Source organism: Shewanella sp. BJSY2023SW005, from assembly GCF_047314585.1.
GTDB classification, from domain to species: domain Bacteria; phylum Pseudomonadota; class Gammaproteobacteria; order Enterobacterales; family Shewanellaceae; genus Shewanella; species Shewanella algae.
This window is the reverse complement of the sequence record NZ_JBKORJ010000020.1, coordinates 168,437-193,604: the sequence shown is the minus strand read 5'-3', so window position 1 is coordinate 193,604 and position 25,168 is coordinate 168,437. Positions and strand designations below refer to the sequence as shown.

Sequence of the window (25,168 nt, the reverse complement as noted above, 5' to 3'; positions counted from 1 at the left end):
ATGGATATCTGGCAAATACTCGGTATCACCGCCACCCAAGATGAAGCAGCCATCAAGCAGGCTTACCGCACCCAGCTCCGCGACTGTCACCCGGAGGATAACCCGGAAGGCTTCAGAGCACTGCGCAGCGCCTACGAACAAGCCTTGGCTGCGGCCCACCCGGCAACCCAGCCCAAACCGCTGGAGCTGAATACGCCCTCGCCCGCAGCGGCCAAAGCACAACCATTGCCGCAACAGGAGTCTAAGCCGCAAGATTACAGCTACCGGGCCCAGCAAACAGCTGCCAAAGCCCAGGTTGGAACCCCGGAGAGTCTGTTCCAGCAGCTGATGAGCATGTTGGGCAATGAGCGCCTGCGCTTTGACAATGAACACTGGAATCAGTGGGCCGAGCGTGTCGGCCAAAGCTCTCTTTCCTGCCAAGCCCAGCTGTCGCAGTGGGTTCAGGCGGAGATACTCAATTGGCGCTGGCTGCCCGGACAAATTATCAGTCATTTGTGGCATGCACTGGAGTGGAGCTCACTCGAGCGGGGCGATAAGGCGCAGCAACAAAGGGCGGCTTTTTTCGATTGGTGGATTTCGCGGCCGAGCCCTGCGCCGCTGGACTGGTTGGCGACGCAGGATAATGCGACTCAAATCGGCATCCAAAGCTACTACCAACCATTGCAAAATGCACTGCTTGACTGTGATTTCCCCCAAATCCGCATGTTGTTCTTTAGCGATCATGTCTGCGGCGTGCTGCACCCTGCGCTTGCGATTGTCCAACTCAGGGTTATCAGGGCATTAAACCTGAATTGGCCCGTGGAACAGTTGCTTGAGTTATGTGACTTTGTGTTGCAGCAAGGCGAACTCTGGGGCGAAGATTTGGTGCTGCTGGCCGAGATCAGCCGCCGCTGCGGTAAGGAATCCTTAGCACTCAAACTCGCCGATGAGCTCAAGCAAGCCGAGCTGCCTCAGCTATTGGCCGAACATCTGGAAAACTGGTATCTGCCGAGCACGCCGCGTTTGGCACTTTGGTTTAAGGCATTGGCCTGTCAGCAAGGCGGGAACTGGCGAATATCGGCCGCCTTTGAAGAGTGCTGGTTTGATGAACCCCAAGAGACGGATTTCATCGAGCAACTGCTGTACAAGACTGTATTCAACGAAGGCGCTATGCCCCACACCATATTGCCGCTGAAGTCCTTGCCCGGTTATGAAGGCGCGTTGGCGAGATTGTTCTGGGCATGTCAGCTGGGCAGTTGGCAACAGATTGAACAGTTCGCTCAATTGCCGGCTTGCGATCGCGTTGAAGCCGGTTGGCATTATCTCGGCGAATTACTTTGCGACATTGCAACAGAGATCCTCGCCAATAGACCCAAGCATGCCGTGTTTGAAGCACTGGCGGCAGGTTATGGCCAGCCCAACTGGTTTACTATGCCTGCGCCCGATGCCCAGGCCTTCAGCCAACCCACGCCCGAGGAGTGGCTGCAAGTTGGCCAGCGCCATCCCCTGCTGCCGGATAGCTGGCTACAGGCCTTGTGTCAAAGATCCGAAGCCGAAGAATGGCTGTCACTGCTGACGGAAGATCCCAGTCTGTTTGGCATGCTGATCTGGCAACGTGAGGGGGTACGTCAGCCATTGCTGTCGGCATTTGAGCATTCATCGGACGCTGAAAACGGCGAGCAAGCCGCCAAGGAGCAAAGTTCTCAAGCGGATATCGCCCTTGAGTGGGCAGAGTTCTACTATTCATTGCCATGGAGCAAAATCAGCCATCGCTTGGCGATGCGTCAGGCACTTTCACTGACGCAGTTGCCGCAGTCAATCAAGGACACTCCCTTTGCCTTGGCTTGGCAGATGTGTGCGGATCCGCAAAGCATCTCGCCGCTGATTGCCGAAGCCGTCATGCGTTGGCCCAAGCAGTTTGTGTTTTGCATAGAGCTGCGCAACCAGGTTGAGCGCTTGGCGCAATCAAGCTTAAGCGATGAAGAGCTCTGGCAACAGATTGATGCCGAGCAACTGACGGCACTGGGGGCCTTGATCAATCGCAGGGTTGAAACCACTGACGATATACACAATACCCTGATACTCTGGGCGGCACTGAGATATCACCCCAACGCCACTAATAGCTGGCGCTATGTCACCACGCCACAACTGGAGAAGCTTCAGGGGCAGCTGAAAGAGCAAAATATCAATTTCGAAGAGTATTACTACGACGACAATACCCTGGCCTATGGTCTGCTGAATGATGATTGGGAACGGGGCATTCATCCGGAAGCCATTGATGCCTGTGCGGCGAAAAAAGAAGCCAAAGACTATGTCTATCCGGCCTGTTACTGCATAGCCTTGCTGGCCAATGACATCTCACGTTCAGGGTTTAATGGCACCTTGGTAGAGGACTTTCACAAGTCGCAACCCAAGCTTGCCGGTGACAGGCAAAACAACGCCAAGCTATTGTGCCAACTGCTGGAAGATAAGCTCAACCAGGTCATCAGTGACGACCGAGAGAAAGCGCCGCAACGCTTTAATCTGCACAGCGGCAAGCGCCTTTTTGTCTGGGCACTGCTGGTGGCACTGCACGGTTTTTTCGTATTCCCTATTTATCCCGACAATGCAACTTCACTGCTCGACCCCATGTCCATAGTGCAGCAACTCGAGGCTCATAAAGGAAAACTCTTGGTGTTTCTGGCCTTTAACCTGTTTATGGTATTCAGGATCTGCAGTACCCGCCAGACATCTAAAGGCGCCCGCAACTATGGGGTGTGGAGCACCTTTGCCATAGTGTTGGCCTTGGTGGGTAACAGCTTCTGGTGGGCGCTGCCACTGCTTCTTGGCCACCTGCTGGCGGCCGCAGGCACACAAGCCGCGTCTTCAATGCGTCACGGCTGGCCGAAGAGTTTTAAAGAACCCAGAAGAATTACCCTGGAGGAAATTGTTTATTGATCCCAGTGCGCCAGTGCATTTTGAATTGCCTGGCGCACATCACGAATATAGTGTTCATCCTGGGAGGCCAGAGCCTGTTCAAAACTCAGCAACCAGTGCTCTATCTGACGCCGCTCGCCTCCCAGGCATTCCTCATACATGCGATGTAGCTTTTCCGTCAGGTTGAGGTTGGGTAATTGCTCGCGGGGATGCACTTTCAATCTGGCAAGCCTTTGCCTGCTGGCTTGTCTATCGTCTTCCGATACCCCGGTCGGGCTGCGATCTATCACTTTCTGGTGTACCTCTCCTGTGCTGGTGATGGTGACATCCACTTCAAGCATGCCGTTGATATCGTAGCTGAATCTGACATCCACCGACTGCAACCCTTGTCCGGTTGGAATATCGATATCGAGATCCTCAATGTGCAGATTATTGGCAACCCAAAGGCTCTCTCCCTGATAGATGGCGATACACACCTGGCTCTGCTCTTCATGACCGGCGTAATAGCGTTGCTCCAGCGATACCGGCACCACAGTGTTGCGTTCTATGATAGGACTGAACACCCCGGACTGGCCATTGCTCTCTACCCGGATCCCCAGGCTGAAGGGACAAACATCGGTGAGGATCAGCTCCTCTACCGCTTCATCGCGCAAACGACAGGCGGCCTGAATGGCTGCGCCCATGGCCACCACCCGATCGGGATCCAGCTCCTGGCGGCCAAAGCGGCCCAGTAACCTGGTAGCGACCTGCTTTACATGATGCTGACGGCTGGCACCACCCACCAAAATGAGTTCATCTATCTCTTCGGGTTGTAATCTGGCGTCGGCAAGTGCCTGGCTCAGCGGTTTTCGCAGCCGGTTCAGCGTCTGTTGCCAAATCTTTTCCAGCTCATGGCCGTCGAACTCGAGGTTGATATCCTGCTCGCCACTCAAACAGACCCGGGTTCCCTGGCCATTACTGTGACGCTTGGCATTTTCACAGGCGTAATAGAGCTGACTGAGGTACTTGAGAGATTGGCTTTCACGCTCCAGCTGTAGCTTTTGCAACACGCCATCGAGCAGATCCTGAGTGAAGTCTTCACCACCGAGACGGTTATCACCGGCCGAAGCGCGAACTTCTATGATGCCATCCTGGAACTCGACAATGGTGACATCGAAGGTACCACCACCTATATCAAACACCAGGAAACGTCGGCTATGGGACTCGTGTAAGCTGTAAGCCATGGCGGCGGCTGTGGGTTCATTGATAAGGCGTACCGCTTCCAGCTCGGCCAGCTCCGCAGCCGTATGCACTTGTTTGCGCTGCTGATCATTGAAGTAAGCCGGTACAGAAATCACCACTTGCTTAATGGCGTGCCCAAGATAGGCTTCGGCATCGGCCTTGAGGGTACTGAGTATGATGGCGCAAAGCTCAGTGGGGCTGAACTCCTGACCCCCGAGGCGATAGCGTTTCTCACTGCCCAAAAAACGTTTGAATATGGCGGCAGTATTGCGTGGATGAGTCATTAAACGTTCGGCGGCCGGACGACCAACCAATAGGTGCATATCCTCATCGATACTGACGACCGACGGGGTTAAATCCTCTCCCAGGGCATTGGGGATCATCTGCACCTTACCGTCGCGCCAAAGCGCAATGGCGCTGTTGGTGGTGCCCAAATCTATGCCGATTGCGGGTACTTCAGGCTTATCCATCACCTAACTCCTTCCTTTTCCTGCTTATCCATCTTCGCCGGGGGAATTTCCAGCGCCCACACTATGCCTAAAGTTCGACAAAGCAACAAGTTAAATGCTGAAAAACCAACAAAGTCGAAGGATTATTTATCCACCTGTCCCAAATGCAGACAACCAGGGTAATACCAATAGAGTTCTTTGGGGGAAACCAAGATATAAGGCTGATAACTGCGATAAGCCTAACGGTCTTATGAATACGACCAACTTGAATAGATATGGAGAGCAGACATGAAAAGGCCTGCCAGTTTACAAAAGCTGTTCTCTTTGAATATGGCAAAGGAGCAGGGATTTGAACCCTGCATGACGGCGCTATAAACCCGGCAATCCGCTAACCGATACCAGGCTAATAGCAATCATCAAAGCTAAGATACGAAAAAGCCCGCCTGTTTGCACAAGCGGGCTTCTCTGAATATGGCGGAGGAGCAGGGATTTGAACCCTGGATGGGCTATAAACCCATGCCGGTTTTCAAGACCGGTGCATTCAACCACTCTGCCACCCCTCCGAACGCTGCAAATACTATAGCGAGGATATGAGACTGTAAAGCAGAAAATGTCACGGCCTTGTCTATTTGCTCAATCTGCACTCAGTCTTTGGGCGTTTCCTCTGCATGCAGCGCCAAACGAGCGGGATCCGGCTTGGTAAAACCAGCCCTCACCTGCGACCAGCCGGCAAACTGACGCAGTTTATAGCCAGCAAATACCAGCACACTACAACCCAGGATCCCCCAGGCAATAGCAGTTTCCCCGGCCGTGGCCCACACAGCAACCAGGCTTGATGCCCCGAATGCCAAGGTGATCTGTAAAAAGTTTTGCAGCCCGGCCGCTTTGGAGGCGCACTGACTGAAATGTTGCAGCGCACTGTTAACCACTATCGGATAAATGGCACCATTGGCCGCGGCCAGCACAGAAAATGCAATAAGCAATGGATAGATGGTTTGCGCCTTGAATACCAAAGTCGCCAAGGCAATCGCCAACACACACAAACCAAACAGGGCCAGCAACAGTTTAAGCGTCATCTCACTGCCTACCCTGCGGATAAGCAACTTACTGGCATAGCCACCGACAATAAACATGATGGTTTGCGGAATAAAGCTTAAACCTATGGCGTCTGCTTCATAACCGTGCTGTTCCATCACTATCGGCCAGAGTGTCAGATAGGCAAAGAAAGCGCCTGAGCAAGCACCATAGATGAGCACATTGCCCAAATAACCTGTGTTGTTGAAAAAGGTCTTGTAGGCCACTTTTTCTTCAGCTTTGGAAGCGCCTTCATTTGCCGGCTTCACCAACACCATAGTCAGCGCCATCAATGCCGTTGCCGTCGCCGCCAAAATGAAAAAAATCGCTTCCCAGCCCATATACTTAAGCACCTTGGCGCCGAGAATAGGCGCCAAGGCCGGTGACAAGGCCACCAAGGGCATGATGTTGGAGAAGATGCGCTGCGAATCTTTGGCATCATACTGCTCTACCACCAAAGCCTGCCAAATGACGGCAGCACTGCAAACGCCAATCGCCTGGAAGAAACGGGCACAGTTGAGCATGATGATATTGTCACTGAAACCTATACTGACTGTCGCCAGGGCAAACAGCGCCAAGCCACCTAGCAGTGAATTACGTTTACCGAAACGCTGCACCAGAGGGCCGTAAAGCAGTTGCCCCAAGCCCAATCCGGCCAGGAAAGAGGTCAAGGACATGGCCACCTGAGATGAGCTGGCGCCAAGCGAGCCTTCAATTGCTTTGAATGCTGGGAGATACATGTCGGTCGCGATGAAAGCCAACATGCTCAGGAGCGCGAGATAGCATAAAAACATGAAATATTTAAGAGTCATATACAACCTGATTACAACTTAAGACAAAAGTAATATGAATGCCGGAGCAGTCTAAAGCCTTGCTCAATCGAGGTGAAACGTTTATTTTTGACCTATGCTTTCAAATAATCTCACAGCAAGGAATCGCCATGCTTTCTGAACAATCGTTGCAACTTATCGATATTGTTTCTCACCTTGGCAGTTTCACCGCCGCAGCCAACAAGTTGCACAAGGTGCCCTCCGCCGTGAGTTATGCCATTAAGCAGATTGAAGAAGAACTGGGAGTCGTGCTGTTTGAGCGTCATCACCGCAGCGTCAGTTTGACGCCCGCCGGGGCTCACTTTGTCAAGGAAGCCAGGATTATGCTCAAGCAACTGGACGACCTGAAACGGGAAACCCAGCGGGTGGCCAATGGTTGGCAGCCGACGTTATCCATCGCTTTGGACAATATCGTCAGGGCAGACAGGATCAGTGTGTTGATTGCCGACTTCTATCGTCACTTCACCGATGTGGAGCTGATCATCCGTATTGAGGTGTTCAACGGCGTCTGGGAAGCCTTGTCTACCGGTCGCAGCGATGTTGCCATTGGCGCCACCACTGCCATTCCGGTCGGCGGCGCCTACCATCACAGAGACATGGGCGATATCGAGTGGGCATTTCTGGTGAGCAAGTCCCACCCTTTGGCCGCTATCGACCGGCCACTGGAAGATGAAGAGCTCAGGCCCTTCCCTTCTATTTGCCTGGACGATACTTCAAGAGAGATCCCCAAGCGCCACACCTGGTTACTGGACAATCAGCGCCGCTTGGTGGTGCCGGATTGGATCCGCGCCATCAACTGCTTCCGTGAAGGCTTGGGGATAGGTTATATGCCGGTACACCTGGCCAGCCCCTTTATTCGCGCCGGTGCCCTGGTGGAAAAACAGCTGGCCACTCCTCTGGCTGCAAGCTCCTGCTGCCTGGCGTGGAATGCCAACAAGATGTCGCCGGCGCTCAAATGGGTACTGGATTATCTGGGCGATACCGAAAAACTGCACAGAGAGTGGCTCGCCTGACTTTAATTCATAAAAGATTCAGTGTTTAATGGCACAATCTATAACAGGAAACCTGCAGCGGAACCATATACGGTTTAAACTGCTCTAACATGGAAACTAGTCGGGTCGCCAACCCGGGCTATGTCAGTCAACCTTCGGAGAAGCAAATGACTCAGCAAACCCTTTATTCGAGCCAAACTTCCACTATGGAAGTGAACAAAATGCTCAGAAACACCTACATGCTGCTGGCAATGACCATAGGGTTTTCAGCCGTATGTGCCGCCATCGCCATGGCGATGGGGATAGGCCCCATGATGTCACTGGGACTTTCCATCGGTGGCTTGGTGTTGCTGTTCGTCACCCTGAGAAAAGCGGAGTCTGCCGCCGGGATCTTTTGGGTATTTGCCTTTACCGGTATGGAAGGCGCGTCTCTGGGTTATATCCTCAATCATTACGCCGGTATGAGTAACGGCCCTGAGCTGATTATTCAGGCCTTTGGTCTGACATCAGCCATCTTCGTCGCCCTGTCGGCCTATGCCGTGACCACCAAGAAAGATTTTTCCTTTATGCGTGGTTTTTTGATTGCCGGTCTGGTGGTCGTCATTGCCGCTGCGGTGATCAATATCTTTGTCGGTAACGGCGCGGTATTTATGGCAGTCAATGCGGGTATCGCCCTGCTGATGACAGGTTTTATCCTGTTTGATACCAGCCGTATCGTCAATGGTGGTGAGACCAACTATATTCGCGCTACCATTGCTTTGTACCTGGATTTTCTCAACCTGTTTATCAGCCTGCTGCACCTGATGGGTGCCGGTGGTGATGACTGATCCCCTCGGGATGGAAAATAGGTTAAAATGGCCCTAATTCAGGGTCATTTTTTTTGGTATGAGCAAACTTATTATTATGGTGAATGGCAGTGTCTACGGCCCGGCGGCTGGCTTCCATGCACTCAAATATACCCGGGCTGCGCTGCAAGCGGGCCATGAGATTCGCTGTGTATTCTTTTATCAGGATGGGGTGAGCCAGTCCAATGCGCTATGCGCGCCGGCGTCCGACGAATTGGACTTAACTGCCGCCTGGCAGCAGCTGGCAAAGGAGTGGCAGCTTAATCTAGTGAATTGCGTCTCTGCCGCCCTGCGCCGCGGTGTGCTTTCAGCACAGGATGCCAAGGATAACGCCAAAGCGAGTGCCAATCTCGCCGCTGGATTTACCATGGGGGGGCTTGGCGAGTTGGTCACCGGGCTTGAAAAGAGTGATCGTCTGGTGAGTTTTTAATGAAGAAATTAGCCATTATTTTTCGCCGAGCACCGCATGGGTCGGCTTCCGGCCGCGAAGGCCTGGATCTGGCGCTGCTGAGCGCCAGTTTCGAGCAAGAGGTGAGCCTGATATTTACCGATGAAGGCGTGCTTACGCTGCTGAAGCAGCAGCAACCTGAGCTTATCGGTTGCAAGGACTATATCGCCACCTTGGGTGCGCTGCCCCTCTATGACATAGAGACGGTACTGGTCTGCAAACAATCGTTGCAGGAGCTGGGACTTGGCCGCACCGAACTGGTTATTCCTGCCACCATTTGTGATAACGAGCAGATCCGCCAGGCCCTGCTGGATGCCGATGAGGTCATGGTTTTCTGATGATATTACACCAAATACAAACATCGGCGGCGCGCGACACTGCGCTGTCCTGCGCACTGAGATATGCCGGCAAGACAGACGTGTTTCTGCTGGCAGGCGATGCAGTAAGCGCCCTGCTGAAACGTCAATGGGCCATGGCACTGTCCCCCTTTAAAGTGGTGCTGGTGGCCGATGACGTCAAAGCCCGCGGGCTCGAGGACTTTCTTGGTAATTATGAACAGTTGGATTATCCGGCGCTGGTAGCGCTGACATTGGCTCATACAAAGGTTATTTCGTGGTAGATTTCATTCAATTCAATGACAAGCAGATAGCGACCGATCCTCAAGGGTACTTGAAGCAGGTTTCCGATTGGACGCCCGAGCTGGCGCCTGTCATCGCCGCAGGCGAAGAGATAGAGCTGACCGATGCCCACTGGGAAGTGGTTAACTTTGTGCGTAACTTTTATCTTGAATATAAGACCAGCCCGGCTATTCGGGTATTGGTCAAGGCTATCGGCCAGGCACTGGGGCCGGAGAAAGGTAACTCCAAGTACCTCTACACCCTGTTCCCGATGGGGCCAGCCAAGCAGGCAACCAAGATTGCCGGGCTGCCCAAGCCGGCCAAGTGTATTTAAAGCGACTCGATTCTGCACACAAAAAAGCCCCGGTTCTCGGGGCTTTTTACTATTTGAATAACTATTTTAAATTCTCATATACCAGCATGGCTGCCTTGCCGAGCGTGGCTAAAAACAGGGCAGAAAAAACTGCGATGACGGCCACGTAGGCAAGCCAGCGCAGGTAGCGCTGACCTTTATCCATATGACCTCACCCATCAACCTATTTTTTCAATGCCACCCATATAGCTGCGCAGGGCTTCAGGTACTGTGACACTGCCATCGGCATTTTGGTAGTTTTCCAAAATGGCTACCAGAGTACGACCAACCGCCAGCCCTGAGCCATTCAGAGTGTGGATAAGCTTGGGCTTGTTGTCGTCTTTGGAGCGATAACGGGCCTGCATGCGCCGCGCCTGGAAGTCACGCACGTTAGAGCAGGAAGAGATCTCACGGTAAGTATTTTGAGCCGGAACCCAGACTTCAACGTCGTAGGTCTTGGCGGCACCAAAGCCCATATCACCGGTACACAGGACGATAGTTCTGTGCGGCAGCCCCAGCTTCTTCAGTACATTTTCAGCGTGACTGACCAACTCTTCCAATGCAGCTTCCGAATCTTCCGGCTTCACCAACTGCACCATTTCGACCTTGTCAAACTGGTGTTGGCGTATAAGGCCGCGGGTATCTTTACCGTAAGAGCCGGCTTCACTGCGGAAGCATGGTGTGTGAGCGGTCAACTTGATTGGCAGCTCGGCTTCATCCAGTATGGTATCGCGGGCCAGGTTGGTCAGCGGCACTTCTGCGGTTGGTATCAGGCTAAGCCCCTGACCTTCCTCTGTGGCCGGTTTGGTGTGAAACAGATCTTCACCAAACTTGGGCAGTTGGCCTGTGCCCTTGAGGCTGGCTTCGTTGACCAGTAAAGGCACATAGCATTCCGTGTAGCCGTGCTCCTGGGTATGCAAATCCAGCATGAACTGCGCCAGAGCGCGGTGCATACGGGCAATTTGGCCCTGCATAAAGATAAAGCGTGAACCCGTTACTTTTACGGCACTCTTGAAATCCAGTCCTTTGAGCTGTTCACCGAGATCAACATGATCTCTTACCGGAAAGTCAAACTCTCTTGGCGTGCCCCAGCGGCGGATTTCCACGTTGTCGTTTTCGTCTGCGCCCACGGGAGCAGATTCATCCGGCAAGTTGGGAATGCTCATGGCAATAGCGTCCAGCTCTTGAAGCAGTGCACTCAGCTCTTGTTTTTTGCTGTCCAACTGGCTGCCGAGATCACCTACCTGCGCCATGATAGGGGCAACGTCCTCACCGCGGGACTTGGCTTGACCTATGGACTTGGAGATGGCATTGCGACTGGCCTGCAGCTCTTCGGTTTCCACCTGCAGCGACTTGCGCTTTTCTTCCAGCTTGGTCAGCCTGTCTACATCAAGGATAAAACCGCGGGTCGCCAAACGCTCCGCAGTTGTTGCGAGTTCATTACGCAGATATTTTGGATCTAACATGTCTACTTGTCTTATCAGTTATACACGTGAAAAAATCAGCTGTTGTCCCAGGTAAACCATGGCCAGGCACAGTCCCAGGTTCAACGCCACATTCAGAAATGCCTTTAGCAACTCACCTCCCTGTATCAGCAGTAAGGTTTCATTTGAGAAAGTTGAGAAGGTTGTCAGTGCACCAAGAAATCCGACACCGACCAGCGCCTTGATCTCAGGGCTGATATGACTGAGTTCCCCCAGTGCATAGATCATCCCCATCAGAAATGAGCCAAGTACATTAACAGCCAGTGTACCAAAAGGAAAACCACTGCCAAATAGCTGGAGCACAAATATCGATATCAGGTAGCGCAAAACTGCGCCGGTTGCACCACCAAGGGCGACAACAGTCAGATTAATCATACCTTTTGTTCTCACTTTGGCTGTCGAGTTGGCAAAGCTGCGCCAACTTATCGCGGATCCGTTTCTCAAACCCCCGCTCGGTCGGATAATAAAAACGGCTATCGGCCAAGGCTTCGGGGAAATAACATTCGCCGGCGGCGTAGGCATTGGCCTCATCATGAGCATAACGATAGCCTTCTCCGGCGCCGATGGATTTCATCAGCTCGGTCGGCGCGTTTCTCAAGTGCATGGGCACAGGCTGCTGGCCGGTTTCCCGAGCCAGTTGTCTGGCCGCTTTAAAGGCTGTATACACCGCATTGCTCTTGGGCGCCGAGGCCAGATAAACAATCGCCTGCGCTATGGCGCGCTCGCCCTCTGCCGGGCCGACCCGGTGGAAACAGTCCCAAGCGTTGAGAGCAACGGTCATCGCGGTAGGATCGGCATTCCCCACATCTTCAGAAGCTATCGCCAGCAGGCGTCTTGCGACATACAGAGGATCGCAGCCCCCTTCCAGCATGCGACAAAACCAATAGAGCGCCGCATCCGGCGCCGAGCCGCGAATCGATTTGTGCACGGCTGAGATCAGGTCGTAGTACTGATCGCCATTCTTATCGAACCCCGCCAACTGCTCACCGGCCACCTGCACCAGCATGGCTTCGGTAAAACTACCGCCATCCGGCAGCATGTCACTCATCAGCTCTACCAGGTTGAGAACCTTGCGGGCATCGCCATCGGCGAGAGTCGCCAACTTGGCCATCAGCTCAGGTGGCATCTGCAACCGGCGTTTGCCTAGGCCACGCTCTTCATCAGCGAGGGCCTGGGTCACTATGGTAGCAATCTCGGCTTCATCGAGACGCTTAATCAGATATACCCGCACTCTGGAGAGCAAAGCGTTATTGATTTCAAACGAAGGGTTTTCTGTGGTGGCGCCGATAAAAATTACTGTGCCATCTTCAATAAAAGGCAGAAAGGCATCCTGCTGGCTCTTGTTGAATCTGTGTACCTCATCGACAAACAGCAAGGTGCGCTGGCCGCGCGATTGCGCCACGTTTTTGGCGTGTTCTATCGCCGAGCGGATCTCTTTCACCCCGGATGTGACCGCAGATATTCGCTCCACGTGGGCGTTGGCATAATGAGCAACCAGCTCTGCCAGCGTAGTCTTGCCGGTACCCGGCGGCCCCCAGAACATCATGGAATGGGCCTTGCCGGCCTCCAATGCCAGTCTCAGCGGTTGCCCAGGTCCCAACAGATGTTGCTGACCGACGTACTGCTCCAGCGTCGCCGGGCGCATTCTTGCCGCCAGGGGCCGAAAGTCGGGGGCAAAATCAAAGCTCAGGCTGGACAAGGTTAACCTTCCTGCCCCGGGCGCTGATCGTCAATGGAAACGCCTTCGGGAACCTCAAATTGGAACAATCTCTTGTCGCTATCTGTCAGCGGCTTTTGTCCACTCAGTTTGAACTGACTGAGATTACCCTGAGTGTCTTTCAGTGCCAGTTGGGTCAAAGTGTTATCGTTGAAACAGACGCTGACCTGTTGTACTCCGGCCTCTTCAGTCTTGGGCGCTATCTGGAAACACTCTTTGTCCAGAGTGATGTTATAGCGAGCCCAACTGGCCTCGTCGCGGCGCACCAAAAGCGTCATGGGCGAAGCGGCAATGGCATTTTCCAGCGCCAGTACGCTCACTTCCTCGGCGAACGGGTTATAAATCCAAACGTCTTTGCCATCTGCGACTATCACAGATTCATCCGGCTGCTGCAGATGCCAGTAAAACTGATTCGGCTGCGCCAAGGCGAGCTCGCCACTGCCTTGCTGAATAAGCTTGCCATTGATATCTGTGACTTGCTGTTGGAAGTCGGCTTTCAAGCCGGCGATGGCATCCAGTTTTTCTCTGAGCACACCGGCATCATCGGCCATTACAGGTAGGCTGACGGCCAGAGCAAGAAACATAATGCTTTTATTCATCTATACCTCAAATCTGTCTTATCTTGGCGGTGGTGGAGCCAATACTTCGCGGTTACCATTATGCCCCTGGGCACTGACCACCCCTTGAAGCTCCATCTGCTCTATGATGCGGGCGGCGCGGTTATAGCCTATCTTGAACTTGCGCTGCACACTGGAGATAGAGCCGCGGCGGGTTTCGGTAACAAAAGCAACGGCTTCATCGTAGAGCGCATCCAGCTCTTCATCGCCGCCTTCAGGTGCTTCACCGGGCAGTAACACCTGCTCGCCGTCGCTGGCACCCTGCAGTATTTCATCAATATACTGAGGCTTACCGCGGGCATGCCAATCGGCAACCACGGCATGCACTTCGTGATCGTCCACAAAGGCGCCGTGAACCCGGTTAGGCACGCCGGTACCAGGGGGCAGATAGAGCATATCGCCCATCCCCAGCAAGGTTTCGGCGCCCTGCTGATCCAAAATGGTGCGCGAATCGATACGGGAAGAAACCTGGAAAGCGATTCGAGTGGGGATGTTGGCCTTGATAAGGCCTGTTATCACATCCACAGACGGGCGCTGGGTTGCCAGAATAAGGTGAATACCGGCGGCGCGGGCTTTCTGGGCGATACGGGCAATCAGCTCTTCCACCTTCTTGCCGACTATCATCATCATGTCGGCAAATTCGTCCACGACAACGACGATAGAGGGCAACTTGTCGAGCTCAGGTGCCGTATCTTCCATGCTTTCATTGGACTTCCACATAGGATCGTAAATCGGCTCGCCGGCAGCCTTGGCCTCGGCGATTTTGGCATTGAAGCCCTTGAGGTTACGTACCCCGAGCGCCGACATCAGTTTGTAACGTCGCTCCATCTCACCGACACACCAACGCAGTGCATTGGCGGCCTCTTTCATATCCGTGACCACTTCACACAAGAGGTGCGGAATACCTTCATAGACAGAAAGCTCCAGCATCTTGGGATCTATCATAATAAAGCGCACATCTTCAGGGCCGGACTTATACAGCAGACTGGTGATCATCACGTTGACCCCAACCGACTTACCCGAGCCTGTGGTACCTGCCACCAAAAGGTGAGGCATCTTGGCCAAATCCACCACGACCGGATCACCCGCAATGTCCTGTCCCAGCACCATAGTGAGATTGGATTTACTGTCCTTGAACGCCTGGCAGTCGAGCACATCACGCATAAATACGGTTTCGCGGAACTTGTTGGGCAGTTCCAGCCCCACATAGGCCTTACCCGGAATAACCTCAACCACCCGCACGCTTTCTGCCAGCAGCGAACGCGCCAAATCTTTGGATAGGTTAGAGATTTTTGAAGCCTTGACCCCAGGGGCCAAGTCCAGCTCAAAGCGGGTAATCACAGGACCTGGATAGACACCAACCACTTGCGCGGTAATGTTGAAGTCTGCAAGTTTGCTTTCCACCAAACGCGCTACCTGATCCAGCTCTTCTTCACTGATAGGGTTCTTCTTGCGGTTGGGCACATCCAGCAGTGAGATACTCGGCAAAGGATCCATGGGTTGCTTACTCTCCTTTGCAGCACCCTCTTCACCGGGCAAAATGATAATGCCGTTTTCGACTCTGGCCTTCTGGGCCTTCAATTGCCGCTCTTTATGGCTGATGGCACCGGTTGAGACCCGCTTATCAAAGTCGATAGTCTCGCTTCCTTCTGCTTCATCTTGCCAAGGTGGCGTGTCTTCGGCATTGTCCGGAGAAATGCCCGCAGCCTTGGCAGTCTCACTTCCGGCAACACCTGCAGAAAGCACCGGCTCTACCCTGCCCTGACGCTTAGGCTCTATGTCGGCTTTGTCATCGGCAATCGCCGCTTCACTCTCTTGAACTTGCTTATCCTTTTTACGGAAACGACTCAGCAGCCCGGGTTTCTTAACGGGGGCTTCAATAACCTCTTCATCGTCATCCTCCTCGAGCACTTCTTCCGGTTCAACTTCATCGCGCTCGCGACGGAACTTGTCCACTACAGACATAAAACCGCGGGTATCTTCGGTTTCTTTCGGGCCTGACAGACGTGCAGGCAACTGCTTGAGCTTGCGAAAACACCAGATAGTTGCCAAGCCGGTGAGCTCGACTATGGTAAGCCAGCTTATTCCCGTCAGCAGGGTAAAACCCGCGCCGACAAAGCAAAGCAGCAGCAGTGTGGTACCCAACTGGTTGAAGTAAGGCAGCATAGCCTGAGCTATTACATCCCCGGCCACACCACCGGCCGAAAATTCATAGATATCGCCGGCATTCATACTGGCCAAGGCAGCAAGGCTCAGCACCATCAATAGAAAGCCAATCAGGCGCAAGCCGACCGAGAAGTAATCCACTTCCAGCAGTCTGTGGGCACGCCTGAAGATCAACCAACCGGTTCCGGCAATGATGATCGGAATAAGATAGGCGGTATAGCCAAAGAAATAGAACAGGACATCGGCCAGCCAGGCACCTACGGCACCGGTGACATTTTCGATCTCCCCTTGATAGTTAGACTGACTCCAGCCCGGATCACCGGGATGAAAGCTGCCAAGCGCCAACAATATATAGATGGCGACCATGCAGCACAGAATAAGCCCCCCTTCCAGCAGACGTTGCAGGCCGCTGAGGGTTCTGACGCTATTTCCCTGAGACAAATGCGATTTCCATAAGCAAACGAAAAACAGATGGATTTAAGATACCAGAATCAACCTGAATGTGCAGCGAATAAGCCTTCGAAAGCCTCTAAAAGCAAGTGGATAGCGGCATTTTTTTATGCTGCCTCGCCGCCTGGGATAAAAAGTAAACAACCTAGATCAAAAAAGGAGCCATTGTGGCTCCCTTTTACCCTCGTTAACAATCGAGGTTTAGGCTTCAGCAGAAATACTGATGGCCACTTTGCTGGTTTGTTTCACCTCTTCCATCACCACGTAGGTACGGGTGTCGGACACTGAAGGCAGCTTCAGCAAGGTTTCGCCCAGCAATTTACGATAGGCAGACATATCGGATACCCGTGTCTTCAGCAGATAATCGAAATCGCCCGATACCAGGTGGCACTCCTGAATATCATCCAAAAGCTGCACGGCGCGATTAAACTTATCGAAGACTTCCGGAGTATCCCGGTTGAGGGTGATCTCGACAAATACCAACAAAGATGCGCCCAAAAAGTGTGGGTTAACCAGTGCGGTATAGCCGTTAATGTAACCTTGTTTTTCGAGACGCTTGACGCGTTCAAGGCAAGGAGTTGGACTCAAACCAACACGTTTGGAAAGCTCAACGTTGGAAATGCGACCGTCAATTTGCAGTTCATTAAGAATGTTACGATCGATACGATCCAAGTCTTTTACAGGACTCTTTTTATTATTTACCATATTTTTAACCTTGTTTTATCACTAAAACAACATTTAATTTTGCGTATGTCGGAAGTTTAGCAGCATAATCTGCCCGGGCAATACTATACTAGACTTTCCTGAATTGATCACGTTCAGGTCACTATAAAATAACAATTATGCCCATTAAAAGTGGGTTTTTTAGTATATTGAGGCTCGAAAATGATAATTGGTGTTCCAAAGGAAATCAAAAACCATGAGTATCGCGTGGGTATGGTACCTTCCAGCGTACGCGAATTGACTATGCATGGTCATCAGGTTTTTATCGAAACGAATGCTGGTAATGGGATTGGGTTTACCGATCAGGACTATATCGATGCCGGGGCGTCTATTTTGGACACGGCCGCCGAGGTTTTTGCCAAGGCTGAGATGATAGTCAAAGTCAAAGAGCCACAGGCCGTAGAACGTGCCATGCTGCGCCATGACCAGATCCTCTTTACCTATCTGCACCTTGCCCCCGATCTGCCCCAAACTGAAGAACTGGTCAACAGCGGCGCTGTTTGTATCGCTTATGAAACGGTTACTGATGACCGTGGTGGCTTGCCTTTACTGGCCCCCATGTCAGAAGTGGCCGGACGCATGTCCATCCAAGCCGGTGCCATGGCGCTGGAAAAATCTATGGGCGGCCTGGGCATGTTGCTCGGCGGAGTCCCAGGGGTTGAACCTGCTAAAGTTGTGATTATCGGCGGCGGCATGGTAGGTACCAATGCGGCGCAAATGGCGGTGGGCATGGGTGCCGATGTAGTGGTGCTTGATCGCTCCATCGACGCGCTGCGTCGTTTGAATGTTCAGTTTGGCTCCAAGGTCAAGGCTATCTACTCGACGGCCGATGCCATTGAAAAGCATGTATTGCAGGCCGATCTGGTCATAGGTGGCGTGTTGATCCCCGGCGCGGCAGCGCCCAAGCTGGTTACCCGTGAGCACATCAAGAAGATGAAGCCTGGGGCCGCCATAGTGGATGTCGCCATAGATCAGGGTGGCTGTGTGGAAACCTCTCATGCCACAACTCACCAGGATCCTACCTATATCGTCGATGATGTCGTGCATTACTGTGTAGCCAATATGCCGGGCGCCGTGGCACGTACTTCCACCTTTGCCCTGAACAACGCTACCCTGCCCTACATTCTCAAGCTGGCCCGTCTGGGTTACCGCGACGCGCTCTTGTCTGACAAGCACTTGCTGAATGGTCTTAACGTGATGCACGGTAAGATCACCTGTAAAGAAGTCGCCGAAGCCCACAATATGGCTTATACCGCTGCCAGCGAACTGTTACAGTAAGCAAATCAACTAATCGCTTTAAAGGAGCCTCTGGGCTCCTTTTTTTCGATTAAGTCAATCTTGAAGATTCTATTCCTGGCGCTTTACCCTTAGGGGTAAATTACCTACAATCGCTGCAATTTGCCAAGGCACGGAGAATAAAATGAGCCAAGCCAAACATTGTAATCTTTTGATCCTGGGATCAGGCCCCGCAGGCTATACCGCAGCCGTTTATGCTGCCCGCGCCAATCTCAAGCCTGTGATGATCACAGGTATCCAGCAGGGTGGTCAGTTAACCACTACGACCGAAGTCGAAAACTGGCCCGGCGATGCCGAAGGCCTGACAGGTCCTGCGCTGATGGAACGGATGCAAAAGCATGCCGAGAAATTCGATACCGAAATTATCTTCGACCATATCAATGAAGTGGATCTGCAACAGCGCCCTTTCACCTTGAAAGGTGACAACGGTGAGTACACCTGTGATGCGCTGATCATAGCCACAGGCGCATCCGCCAAGTACCTCGGTCTGCCATCTGAAGAAGCCTTCAAGGGCCGTGGTGTATCTGCTTGTGCCACCTGTGACGGTTTCTTCTATCGCAATCAGAAAGTGGCCGTTATCGGCGGTGGTAACACGGCTGTTGAAGAAGCACTCTATCTTTCCAACATAGCTGCCGAAGTGCACCTGATCCATCGCCGCGATACCTTCCGCTCTGAGAAAATTCTCATCGATCGTCTGATGGACAAAGTCGAAAACGGCAACATAGTTCTGCACCTGGACAAGACATTGGATGAAGTGACCGGCGATGCCATGGGCGTGACCGGACTCAAGATGAAGAGCACCAAAGACGGCAGTATTTCCGATTTGGAAGTGGCCGGGGTGTTTGTCGCCATTGGCCACAGCCCCAACACAGGTATTTTCGAAGGCCAGTTGGAGATGAATGGCGGTTATATCAAGGTCGAAAGCGGCCTCAACGGCAATGCCACCCAGACCAGCGTCAAAGGCGTATTCGCCGCCGGCGATGTGATGGATCAGCACTACCGTCAGGCCATCACCTCAGCCGGAACCGGTTGTATGGCGGCTCTGGATGCCGAGCGCTTCCTGGATGCCCAGAAATAAGCTTTGCCGATATACTGAAAAAGCCAGTCATTGATGACTGGCTTTTTTGTCTGAGGCATTAAAGCATAGGCAAATCACAGGCATGAAAAAAGGGACCTTAGGTCCCTTTTTAACAGCAACTACAACTTATCTCCTGAGAGATTAGTTTGCCAGTGCTTCCTTCGCTTTTTCTACCAGAGTAGCAAACACTACTTTGTCGAATACAGCGATGTCTGCCAAAATCTTACGATCGATTTCGATAGACGCCTTTTTCAGACCGTTGATGAAACGGCTGTATGAAAGACCATTCTGACGAGAAGCCGCATTGATACGTGCAATCCACAGTTGACGGAATTGACGTTTCTTCTGGCGACGGTCACGGTAAGCATATTGACCTGCTTTGGTTACGGCCTGTACCGCTACACGGAAAGTACGTGAACGGGCACCATAGTAACCTTTGGCAAGTTTAAGAACTTTCTTGTGACGAGCTCGTGCAGTTACACCACGCTTAACTCTTGGCATTTTTCAATTCCTCCTAATTAAGCGTATGGCAGTTGGCGTGCAATCATAGGCACGTCAGCTTTGGCAACTAAACACTTGGCGCGCAGATGACGCTTACGCTTGGTGCTCTTCTTGGTCAGGATGTGACGCAGATGGGCTTGCTTACGCTTGAAACCATTGGCGGTTTTCTTAAAACGCTTCGCTACACCCTTGTCGGTTTTCATTTTAGGCATTACTAAAACTCCGCATTGGGACATTAATAAAACGCAAGGCGAGCAAAGGCCCGTAGACCTTTACTACTTTTCAGGATTGCCCTGCTATTTCTTCTTGGGCGCCAGCACCATGATGGCTTGTCGACCTTCCATTTTCGGGAAAGATTCAACAACCGCATACTCTTCCAGATCGCCCTTGATACGGTTCAAAAGATCCATACCCAGGTTCTGGTGTGCCATTTCGCGTCCGCGGAAACGCAGCGTAACTTTCGCTTTGTCTCCATCTTCCAGAAAACGAATCAGGTTGCGTAGTTTTACCTGATAGTCGTTTTCATCAGTACCAGGGCGGAATTTAACTTCCTTCACCTGGATCTGTTTCTGCTTCTTCTTCTGTTCTTTCTGGGCTTTTGCCTTGTCGAACAGATATTTACCGTAGTCCATGATACGGCATACAGGCGGCTCAGCATTAGGACTGATCTCAACCAGATCCAGACCTGCCTCATCGGCTACTTCCTGAGCCTCTTTGATGCTGACGATACCAATGGCTTCACCATCCACGCCATTCAAACGTACCTCTGGTACGCCGGTAATTTCTTCATTGATTCTATTCGGGGCCGCCTGACGGCCTGCTGATTTTTTGATCTTTATGACCTAATCCTCCAACAATTCAAGACTACGGAGTGAAATTTGTTGCTTGACCTTAGCGGCGAAATCATCGATTCGCATCTTGCCTAAGTCCACCCCGTCTCGGGTACGCACAGCGACTTCCCGATTTTCCATCTCCTGATCACCTATGACCAGCAAATAAGGAACCCGCCTCAAAGTGTGCTCGCGTATTTTAAAGCCTATTTTTTCATTCCTCAAGTCTTTAGAGGCGCGTATGCCCTGTTCCTTGAAGAATTCGACTACTTCTTCAACATAATCAGCTTGTTTGTCTGTTATGTTCATAACAACAACCTGCATAGGAGCCAGCCAGGTTGGGAAGCGGCCCGCGAACTCTTCGATGAGGATACCGAGGAATCGCTCCAAAGAGCCCAAAATCGCACGGTGGATCATCACAGGAGTCTGACGGCTGTTGTCTTCGGCGACATAAGTCGCGCCCAGGCGTCCCGGTAAGGCGTAATCGAGCTGCACTGTACCGCACTGCCAGGCGCGATCCAGGCAATCATGCAGAGTGAATTCGATTTTAGGGCCGTAGAAGGCACCTTCACCTGGCAGTATTTCAAATTCGATATCGTTGCTGCGCAGCGCTTGTTTCAGAGCTTCTTCCGCCCTGTCCCACATGGCATCGTCACCGATACGCTTCTCTGGACGGGTAGAAAGTTTAACTACGATATTGCTGAAGCCGAAAGTGGAATAGGTGTCGTACACCATCTTGATACACTTGCTGACTTCGGATTGCACCTGCTCTTCAGTACAGAATACGTGCGCATCGTCCTGGGTAAAACCACGAACCCGCATCAGACCGTGCAAGGCACCCGAAGGCTCGTTACGGTGACAACAGCCGAACTCGGCCATCCGCAGCGGCAGATCGCGATAGGACTTGAGGCCCTGATTGAAAATCTGTACGTGGCCGGGGCAGTTCATCGGCTTGATGGCGTATTCGCGGTTCTCACTGCTGGTTGTAAACATCGCCTCGGCGTATTTATCCCAGTGACCGGAACGTTCCCACAACACGCGGTCCATCATCAGTGGACCTTTCACTTCCTGATAGTCGTACTGGCTCAGCTTCTGGCGAATAAAACGCTCAAGCTCAAGGAATACGCTCCAGCCGTCGTTGTGCCAGAACACCATACCAGGAGCTTCTTCCTGCATGTGGTACAGATCCAGCTGCTTGCCGATTTTACGGTGATCACGCTTGGCCGCTTCTTCGAGACGGGTCAGGTGAGTCTTGAGCGCTTTCTTGTCGGCCCAGGCAGTACCATAGATACGCTGCAACATCTTGTTGTCTGAGTTACCGCGCCAGTAGGCACCGGCAACATTCATCAGCTTAAAGAAATGACAGAAACGCATGTTGGGCACATGGGGACCGCGACACATATCTGTGTATTCTTCATGGTGATACAGCGCCGGCGTGGCATCACGGCTGATGTTCTCATCCAGGATCGCCATCTTGTAAGGCTCGCCGCGAGACTCGAAAGTATCACGGGCTTCCTGCCAGCTGACCACACGCTTGACCACGTCATAGTTGGTCTTGGCCAGTTCCAGCATACGTTTTTCCAGCTTCTCCAGATCTTCCTGGGTCAGTTTATGCTCCAGGTCGATGTCATAGTAGAAGCCGTTATCGATAACAGGACCAATCGCCATCTTGGTTTCAGGCCACAGCTGTTTGATCGCATGACCCAACAAGTGTGCGCAAGAGTGACGAAGGATTTCCAGCCCTTCTTCATCTTTGGCCGTGATGATCGACAGTTCTGCATCTGTTTCGATCAGATCACAGGCATCTTTTAACTCGCCGTTGACTCGTCCGGCAATACAGGCTTTCGCCAGACCGGGGCCAATATCAGCAGCAACATCGAGTGTAGAGACTGGGTTGGCAAACTCGCGTTTGCTCCCATCGGGAAGTGTAATTACAGGCATGAAAATTCCTTGTCCAGTGGTGACCCACACGTAGGGCCACTTGGTTATCAATTAAAAAAGAGTGTTTAGCCCTTGGGTTAAGGCAGTACAGGAGCCTTAAGGTCTCCGCCGGGCAGGCTGGCAATTTTACGGGATAAGCCCTTGCCTGCGCAACCCAAAAACACTCAAGGGACAAGCTTTTGCTCACAGCCTGGGGCTATACTTGAACTGTGTTGTGATATGAGGTTCTATCGTCCAAAGGGCATAGCGCTACCGGACAAAGGAGGAAGCCATGCAACTCAAGAGTCAGACTATCTGCTGCCCCCATTGCGGCCACCATCAAAAGGTGGAGCTCGACGCCAGCGGCGGCGATCAGGAGTTCTATAATGATTGCCGGGTATGTTGCAACCCTATCTATATGCGGATGCACATCAATGACCAGAGGCACATGATAGAGCTGTACGTCGATGGCGATGACGAACAGCTCTACTGAAAACCCCGTTTCAGGCTGCTTATATAGGACGAGTGCGGCCGCGAATTAAGTGTATCGGCGACAATTAAGCCAGGTGTCGTTGAGCTAGTACGCGCTCGACCGTATCCACTATCGTTTGGGTTTGACTGTCAATTTCGATATTCAGCCTATTCCCTTCCCGATAGTCCTCTAGATTGGTCAGTCTGAGAGTTTCAGGAATGAGATGCAGCATAAAGCGATTGCCTTTGACCTCGCCAACGGTGAGGCTACAACCATTGATACCGATAAAGCCCTTATAGAAGATGTACTTCAACCACTCTTCGGCCACTTCCAGCTGCATATTGTAATGGCTGTCACTGATATCCAGATGTACCAACTGCGCCTGGGTATGCACATGGCCGGAAAGAATGTGACCCCCAAGCTCGGTACCAAACTTGAGTGACCTCTCTATGTTAACCTTGTCACCAACCCTTAGTCCGACCAGATTAGTCACCGCCAGAGTCTCTTCCATTACGTCGAAAAACGCCCTATCATCAGCAAGCTGGGTTACCGTCAGGCAAACACCGTTGTTGGCAACACTCGCTCCTATTTCCAATCCCTCGCGCAAGGCGGGAGGCAGAGCGACTTCGAGGGTATTTAGCCCGGGCTTTTTCTCGATCGCCAAGATTTCACACTTGGCTTGAACAATACCTGTAAACATTTTCTCACTCGCTTAGTTGTTAGGGCTGCTTTCATGAATCACACCGGCTTTCAGGCCAAACGCTTAGTTCAACTGGCTTTGCCTGTGCTTATTGCACAACTTACCCAGACAATGATGGGGTTTATCGATACCCTGATGGCCGGCAGAGTCAGTGCTGTCGACATGGCAGCCGTCGCTGTCGGAACCAGTCTCTGGCTACCGGCCATTCTGTTCGTTCAAGGCCTATTGCTGGCATTTACTCCCATGTTTGCCCATCATCACGGTGCAAACAACCAAAAGGCGATTCAACCGCTTGCCTTTCAGGCTGCCTATATTGCCATAACCGGCGCCTTGGGTGTGATGCTGTTTCTGGCATCTGCGCCACATATTTTGGATTGGATGGAACTGGAGCCTGAGCTCAAGCGCCTGACCATAGGTTATCTTGACGGCATTCTCTGGGGGGCGCCGGCCTTTGTGCTCTATCAAGTGCTCAGGGGCTGCAGCGAAGGGATCTCCTATACGCTGCCGACCATGATCATAGGTTTTGTCGGCCTGGCGGTGAATATCCCGGCCAACTATATCTTTATCAATGGTCACTTTGGCATGCCCGCCATGGGCGGCGCCGGCTGTGGTGTCGCTACCGCTTTGGTGTTTTGGGCCATGCTCCTGGCCATGGCCATCTATATGCAGTGGCATAAACGCTTTAGCGAGTTGGCTCCCTTCAAGGCGTTTCACAAACCCCATTTGCACACCATTATGGAGATGACCAAGCTGGGCATGCCTATTGCCATGGCGCTGTTCTTTGAAGTCAGTCTGTTTGCGGTGATCGCCTTGTTACTAGCGCCTCTCGGTGCCACTGTCGTGGCCGGACACCAAATTGCGCTGAATTTCTCCTCGATTGTATTTATGTTGCCACTCTCCATCGGCATAGCCGTTTCTATTCGGGTCGGTTATTACCTAGGCCGGGGTCAGAGTGATGTGTCGGCACTGGTGACCAAGGTGGGATTGGCTATCGCCTTTTCTCTGGCCATGCTAACCGCGGTGGCGACTGTGGTATTCAGGTATGAGATTGCCCTGCTCTATAATGACAACCCAGAAGTGGTCACTCTGGCAGGCAGTCTGATGCTGATGGCTGCTCTATATCAGCTGTCCGATTCGGTACAGGTGGTTGCGGCCGGAGCCCTTCGTGGCTACAAGGATACCCGCAGCGCCTTTTTCATCACCTTGTTTGCCTATTGGGCTGTGGGGATGACCCTGGGTTATGTATTGGCGTATACCGATTTTCTGGTACCCGCCATGGGAGCACACGGATTCTGGATTGGGCTTATCGCCGGCTTGACCGTAGCCGCGATACTCTTTGCTATCCGTCTGAGATATATCCAGAAAAGTGGCAAACAGTTCGCGGTTATCTCTGATGAGAGCACGAATTAAGCCGAATGCGATCAAAGCTGCAGCAAGTTGTGCAGCAATTCGCCACTCAATAAAAATTTGTGTTTTTTTACTTGCAACTGG

The 25,168-nt window shown here is 52.4% G+C and carries 25 protein-coding genes and 1 tRNA gene; 11 read left to right on the top strand and 15 right to left on the bottom strand.

The window, feature by feature from the left end:
- A complete protein-coding gene (locus ACMHXI_RS05165; protein WP_413734212.1) occupies positions 1-2,916 on the top strand; it encodes a hypothetical protein in 2,916 nt (971 codons plus the stop codon).
- On the opposite strand, the gene ACMHXI_RS05160 is transcribed toward ACMHXI_RS05165, so the two are convergent.
- The 3 genes from ACMHXI_RS05160 to punC all read right to left on the bottom strand — a co-directional run bounded on the left by ACMHXI_RS05160 (position 2,910) and on the right by punC (position 6,403).
- Positions 2,910-4,586, bottom strand: coding sequence for an Hsp70 family protein (locus ACMHXI_RS05160; protein WP_413734210.1), 1,677 nt, complete (start codon positions 4,584-4,586; stop codon positions 2,910-2,912). The two genes, ACMHXI_RS05165 and ACMHXI_RS05160, sit on opposite strands and share 7 nt — an antisense overlap.
- Before the next feature lie 451 nt (positions 4,587-5,037).
- A tRNA-Ser gene (locus ACMHXI_RS05155) sits at positions 5,038-5,128 on the bottom strand.
- Between the two features lie 81 nt (positions 5,129-5,209).
- The gene (gene punC, locus ACMHXI_RS05150) at positions 5,210-6,403 is read right to left on the bottom strand and encodes a purine nucleoside transporter PunC (protein ID WP_243888098.1); all 1,194 of its coding nucleotides are present in this window, start codon (positions 6,401-6,403) and stop codon (positions 5,210-5,212) included.
- Positions 6,404-6,579: 176 nt separating this feature from the next.
- On the opposite strand from punC, the gene punR reads away from it, so the two are divergent.
- The 6 genes from punR to ACMHXI_RS05120 all read left to right on the top strand — a co-directional run bounded on the left by punR (position 6,580) and on the right by ACMHXI_RS05120 (position 9,705).
- Positions 6,580-7,482 carry a DNA-binding transcriptional activator PunR gene (punR, locus tag ACMHXI_RS05145; protein WP_028779875.1) on the top strand — a complete coding sequence of 301 codons (903 nt, stop codon included), beginning with the start codon at positions 6,580-6,582 and terminating at the stop codon, positions 7,480-7,482.
- 146 nt (positions 7,483-7,628) lie between these two features.
- Positions 7,629-8,288: a Bax inhibitor-1/YccA family protein gene (locus ACMHXI_RS05140; RefSeq protein ID WP_025009742.1), complete on the top strand. Its 660-nt coding sequence runs from the start codon at positions 7,629-7,631 to the stop codon at positions 8,286-8,288.
- 58 nt (positions 8,289-8,346) lie between these two features.
- A complete protein-coding gene (tusD, locus tag ACMHXI_RS05135) occupies positions 8,347-8,736 on the top strand; it encodes a sulfurtransferase complex subunit TusD (protein WP_071238146.1) in 390 nt (129 codons plus the stop codon).
- The gene (gene tusC / locus ACMHXI_RS05130) at positions 8,736-9,092 is read left to right on the top strand and encodes a sulfurtransferase complex subunit TusC (RefSeq protein WP_025009740.1); all 357 of its coding nucleotides are present in this window, start codon (positions 8,736-8,738) and stop codon (positions 9,090-9,092) included. Before tusD ends, tusC begins: the two co-directional genes overlap by 1 nt.
- Positions 9,092-9,373, top strand: coding sequence for a sulfurtransferase complex subunit TusB (tusB, locus tag ACMHXI_RS05125; protein WP_025009739.1), 282 nt, complete (start codon positions 9,092-9,094; stop codon positions 9,371-9,373). The genes tusC and tusB overlap by 1 nt, the downstream gene beginning before the upstream one ends.
- The gene (locus ACMHXI_RS05120; RefSeq protein ID WP_025009738.1) at positions 9,367-9,705 is read left to right on the top strand and encodes a TusE/DsrC/DsvC family sulfur relay protein; all 339 of its coding nucleotides are present in this window, start codon (positions 9,367-9,369) and stop codon (positions 9,703-9,705) included. The genes tusB and ACMHXI_RS05120 overlap by 7 nt, the downstream gene beginning before the upstream one ends.
- Positions 9,706-9,766: 61 nt before the next feature.
- Here ACMHXI_RS05120 and ACMHXI_RS05115 read toward each other — a convergent pair whose 3' ends face one another.
- From ACMHXI_RS05115 to lrp, 7 genes are all read right to left on the bottom strand, one after another.
- Positions 9,767-9,889, bottom strand: a complete 123-nt coding sequence (locus ACMHXI_RS05115) for a hypothetical protein (RefSeq protein ID WP_025009737.1) — start codon at positions 9,887-9,889, stop codon at positions 9,767-9,769.
- A gap of 13 nt (positions 9,890-9,902) precedes the next feature.
- Positions 9,903-11,189 (bottom strand): serine--tRNA ligase, encoded by a 1,287-nt coding sequence (serS, locus tag ACMHXI_RS05110; protein ID WP_045282768.1) that lies wholly within the window; start codon positions 11,187-11,189, stop codon positions 9,903-9,905.
- A gap of 18 nt (positions 11,190-11,207) precedes the next feature.
- Positions 11,208-11,582 (bottom strand): fluoride efflux transporter CrcB, encoded by a 375-nt coding sequence (gene crcB, locus ACMHXI_RS05105; RefSeq protein WP_025009735.1) that lies wholly within the window; start codon positions 11,580-11,582, stop codon positions 11,208-11,210.
- Positions 11,575-12,906, bottom strand: coding sequence for a replication-associated recombination protein A (locus ACMHXI_RS05100; protein WP_071238144.1), 1,332 nt, complete (start codon positions 12,904-12,906; stop codon positions 11,575-11,577). The genes crcB and ACMHXI_RS05100 overlap by 8 nt, the downstream gene beginning before the upstream one ends.
- Before the next feature lie 2 nt (positions 12,907-12,908).
- Positions 12,909-13,523 (bottom strand): outer membrane lipoprotein chaperone LolA, encoded by a 615-nt coding sequence (gene lolA, locus ACMHXI_RS05095; RefSeq protein WP_101058794.1) that lies wholly within the window; start codon positions 13,521-13,523, stop codon positions 12,909-12,911.
- Between the two features lie 18 nt (positions 13,524-13,541).
- Positions 13,542-16,148 carry a DNA translocase FtsK gene (locus ACMHXI_RS05090; RefSeq protein ID WP_101058795.1) on the bottom strand — a complete coding sequence of 869 codons (2,607 nt, stop codon included), beginning with the start codon at positions 16,146-16,148 and terminating at the stop codon, positions 13,542-13,544.
- 210 nt (positions 16,149-16,358) lie between these two features.
- A complete protein-coding gene (gene lrp, locus ACMHXI_RS05085) occupies positions 16,359-16,862 on the bottom strand; it encodes a leucine-responsive transcriptional regulator Lrp (RefSeq protein WP_025009731.1) in 504 nt (167 codons plus the stop codon).
- Positions 16,863-17,042: 180 nt separating this feature from the next.
- Between lrp and ald the strand changes: the two genes are divergently transcribed.
- Both ald and trxB read left to right on the top strand, forming a co-directional pair.
- Positions 17,043-18,158, top strand: coding sequence for an alanine dehydrogenase (gene ald, locus ACMHXI_RS05080; RefSeq protein WP_025009730.1), 1,116 nt, complete (start codon positions 17,043-17,045; stop codon positions 18,156-18,158).
- Between the two features lie 142 nt (positions 18,159-18,300).
- The gene (gene trxB, locus ACMHXI_RS05075; protein ID WP_044734469.1) at positions 18,301-19,254 is read left to right on the top strand and encodes a thioredoxin-disulfide reductase; all 954 of its coding nucleotides are present in this window, start codon (positions 18,301-18,303) and stop codon (positions 19,252-19,254) included.
- 141 nt (positions 19,255-19,395) lie between these two features.
- Here the strand turns inward: trxB and rplT are convergent, their stop codons facing one another.
- From rplT to thrS, 4 genes are all read right to left on the bottom strand, one after another.
- The gene (gene rplT / locus ACMHXI_RS05070) at positions 19,396-19,755 is read right to left on the bottom strand and encodes a 50S ribosomal protein L20 (protein ID WP_025009729.1); all 360 of its coding nucleotides are present in this window, start codon (positions 19,753-19,755) and stop codon (positions 19,396-19,398) included.
- 17 nt (positions 19,756-19,772) lie between these two features.
- Positions 19,773-19,967: a 50S ribosomal protein L35 gene (gene rpmI / locus ACMHXI_RS05065; RefSeq protein ID WP_025009728.1), complete on the bottom strand. Its 195-nt coding sequence runs from the start codon at positions 19,965-19,967 to the stop codon at positions 19,773-19,775.
- Between the two features lie 84 nt (positions 19,968-20,051).
- Positions 20,052-20,594: a translation initiation factor IF-3 gene (gene infC / locus ACMHXI_RS05060; protein ID WP_037436578.1), complete on the bottom strand. Its 543-nt coding sequence runs from the start codon at positions 20,592-20,594 to the stop codon at positions 20,052-20,054.
- A gap of 3 nt (positions 20,595-20,597) precedes the next feature.
- On the bottom strand, positions 20,598-22,526 hold the full coding sequence (thrS, locus tag ACMHXI_RS05055) for a threonine--tRNA ligase (RefSeq protein WP_044734468.1): 1,929 nt from the start codon (positions 22,524-22,526) through the stop codon (positions 20,598-20,600).
- A 271-nt stretch (positions 22,527-22,797) separates the two neighbouring features.
- Here thrS and ACMHXI_RS05050 point away from each other — a divergent pair, with 271 nt between their 5' ends.
- Positions 22,798-22,998 (top strand): CPXCG motif-containing cysteine-rich protein, encoded by a 201-nt coding sequence (locus ACMHXI_RS05050; protein ID WP_101058796.1) that lies wholly within the window; start codon positions 22,798-22,800, stop codon positions 22,996-22,998.
- A gap of 64 nt (positions 22,999-23,062) precedes the next feature.
- On the opposite strand, the gene ACMHXI_RS05045 is transcribed toward ACMHXI_RS05050, so the two are convergent.
- Positions 23,063-23,677: a riboflavin synthase subunit alpha gene (locus ACMHXI_RS05045; protein ID WP_101058797.1), complete on the bottom strand. Its 615-nt coding sequence runs from the start codon at positions 23,675-23,677 to the stop codon at positions 23,063-23,065.
- 33 nt (positions 23,678-23,710) lie between these two features.
- Here ACMHXI_RS05045 and ACMHXI_RS05040 point away from each other — a divergent pair, with 33 nt between their 5' ends.
- A complete protein-coding gene (locus tag ACMHXI_RS05040; protein WP_025009723.1) occupies positions 23,711-25,087 on the top strand; it encodes an MATE family efflux transporter in 1,377 nt (458 codons plus the stop codon).
- Positions 25,088-25,168 lie beyond the last annotated feature (81 nt).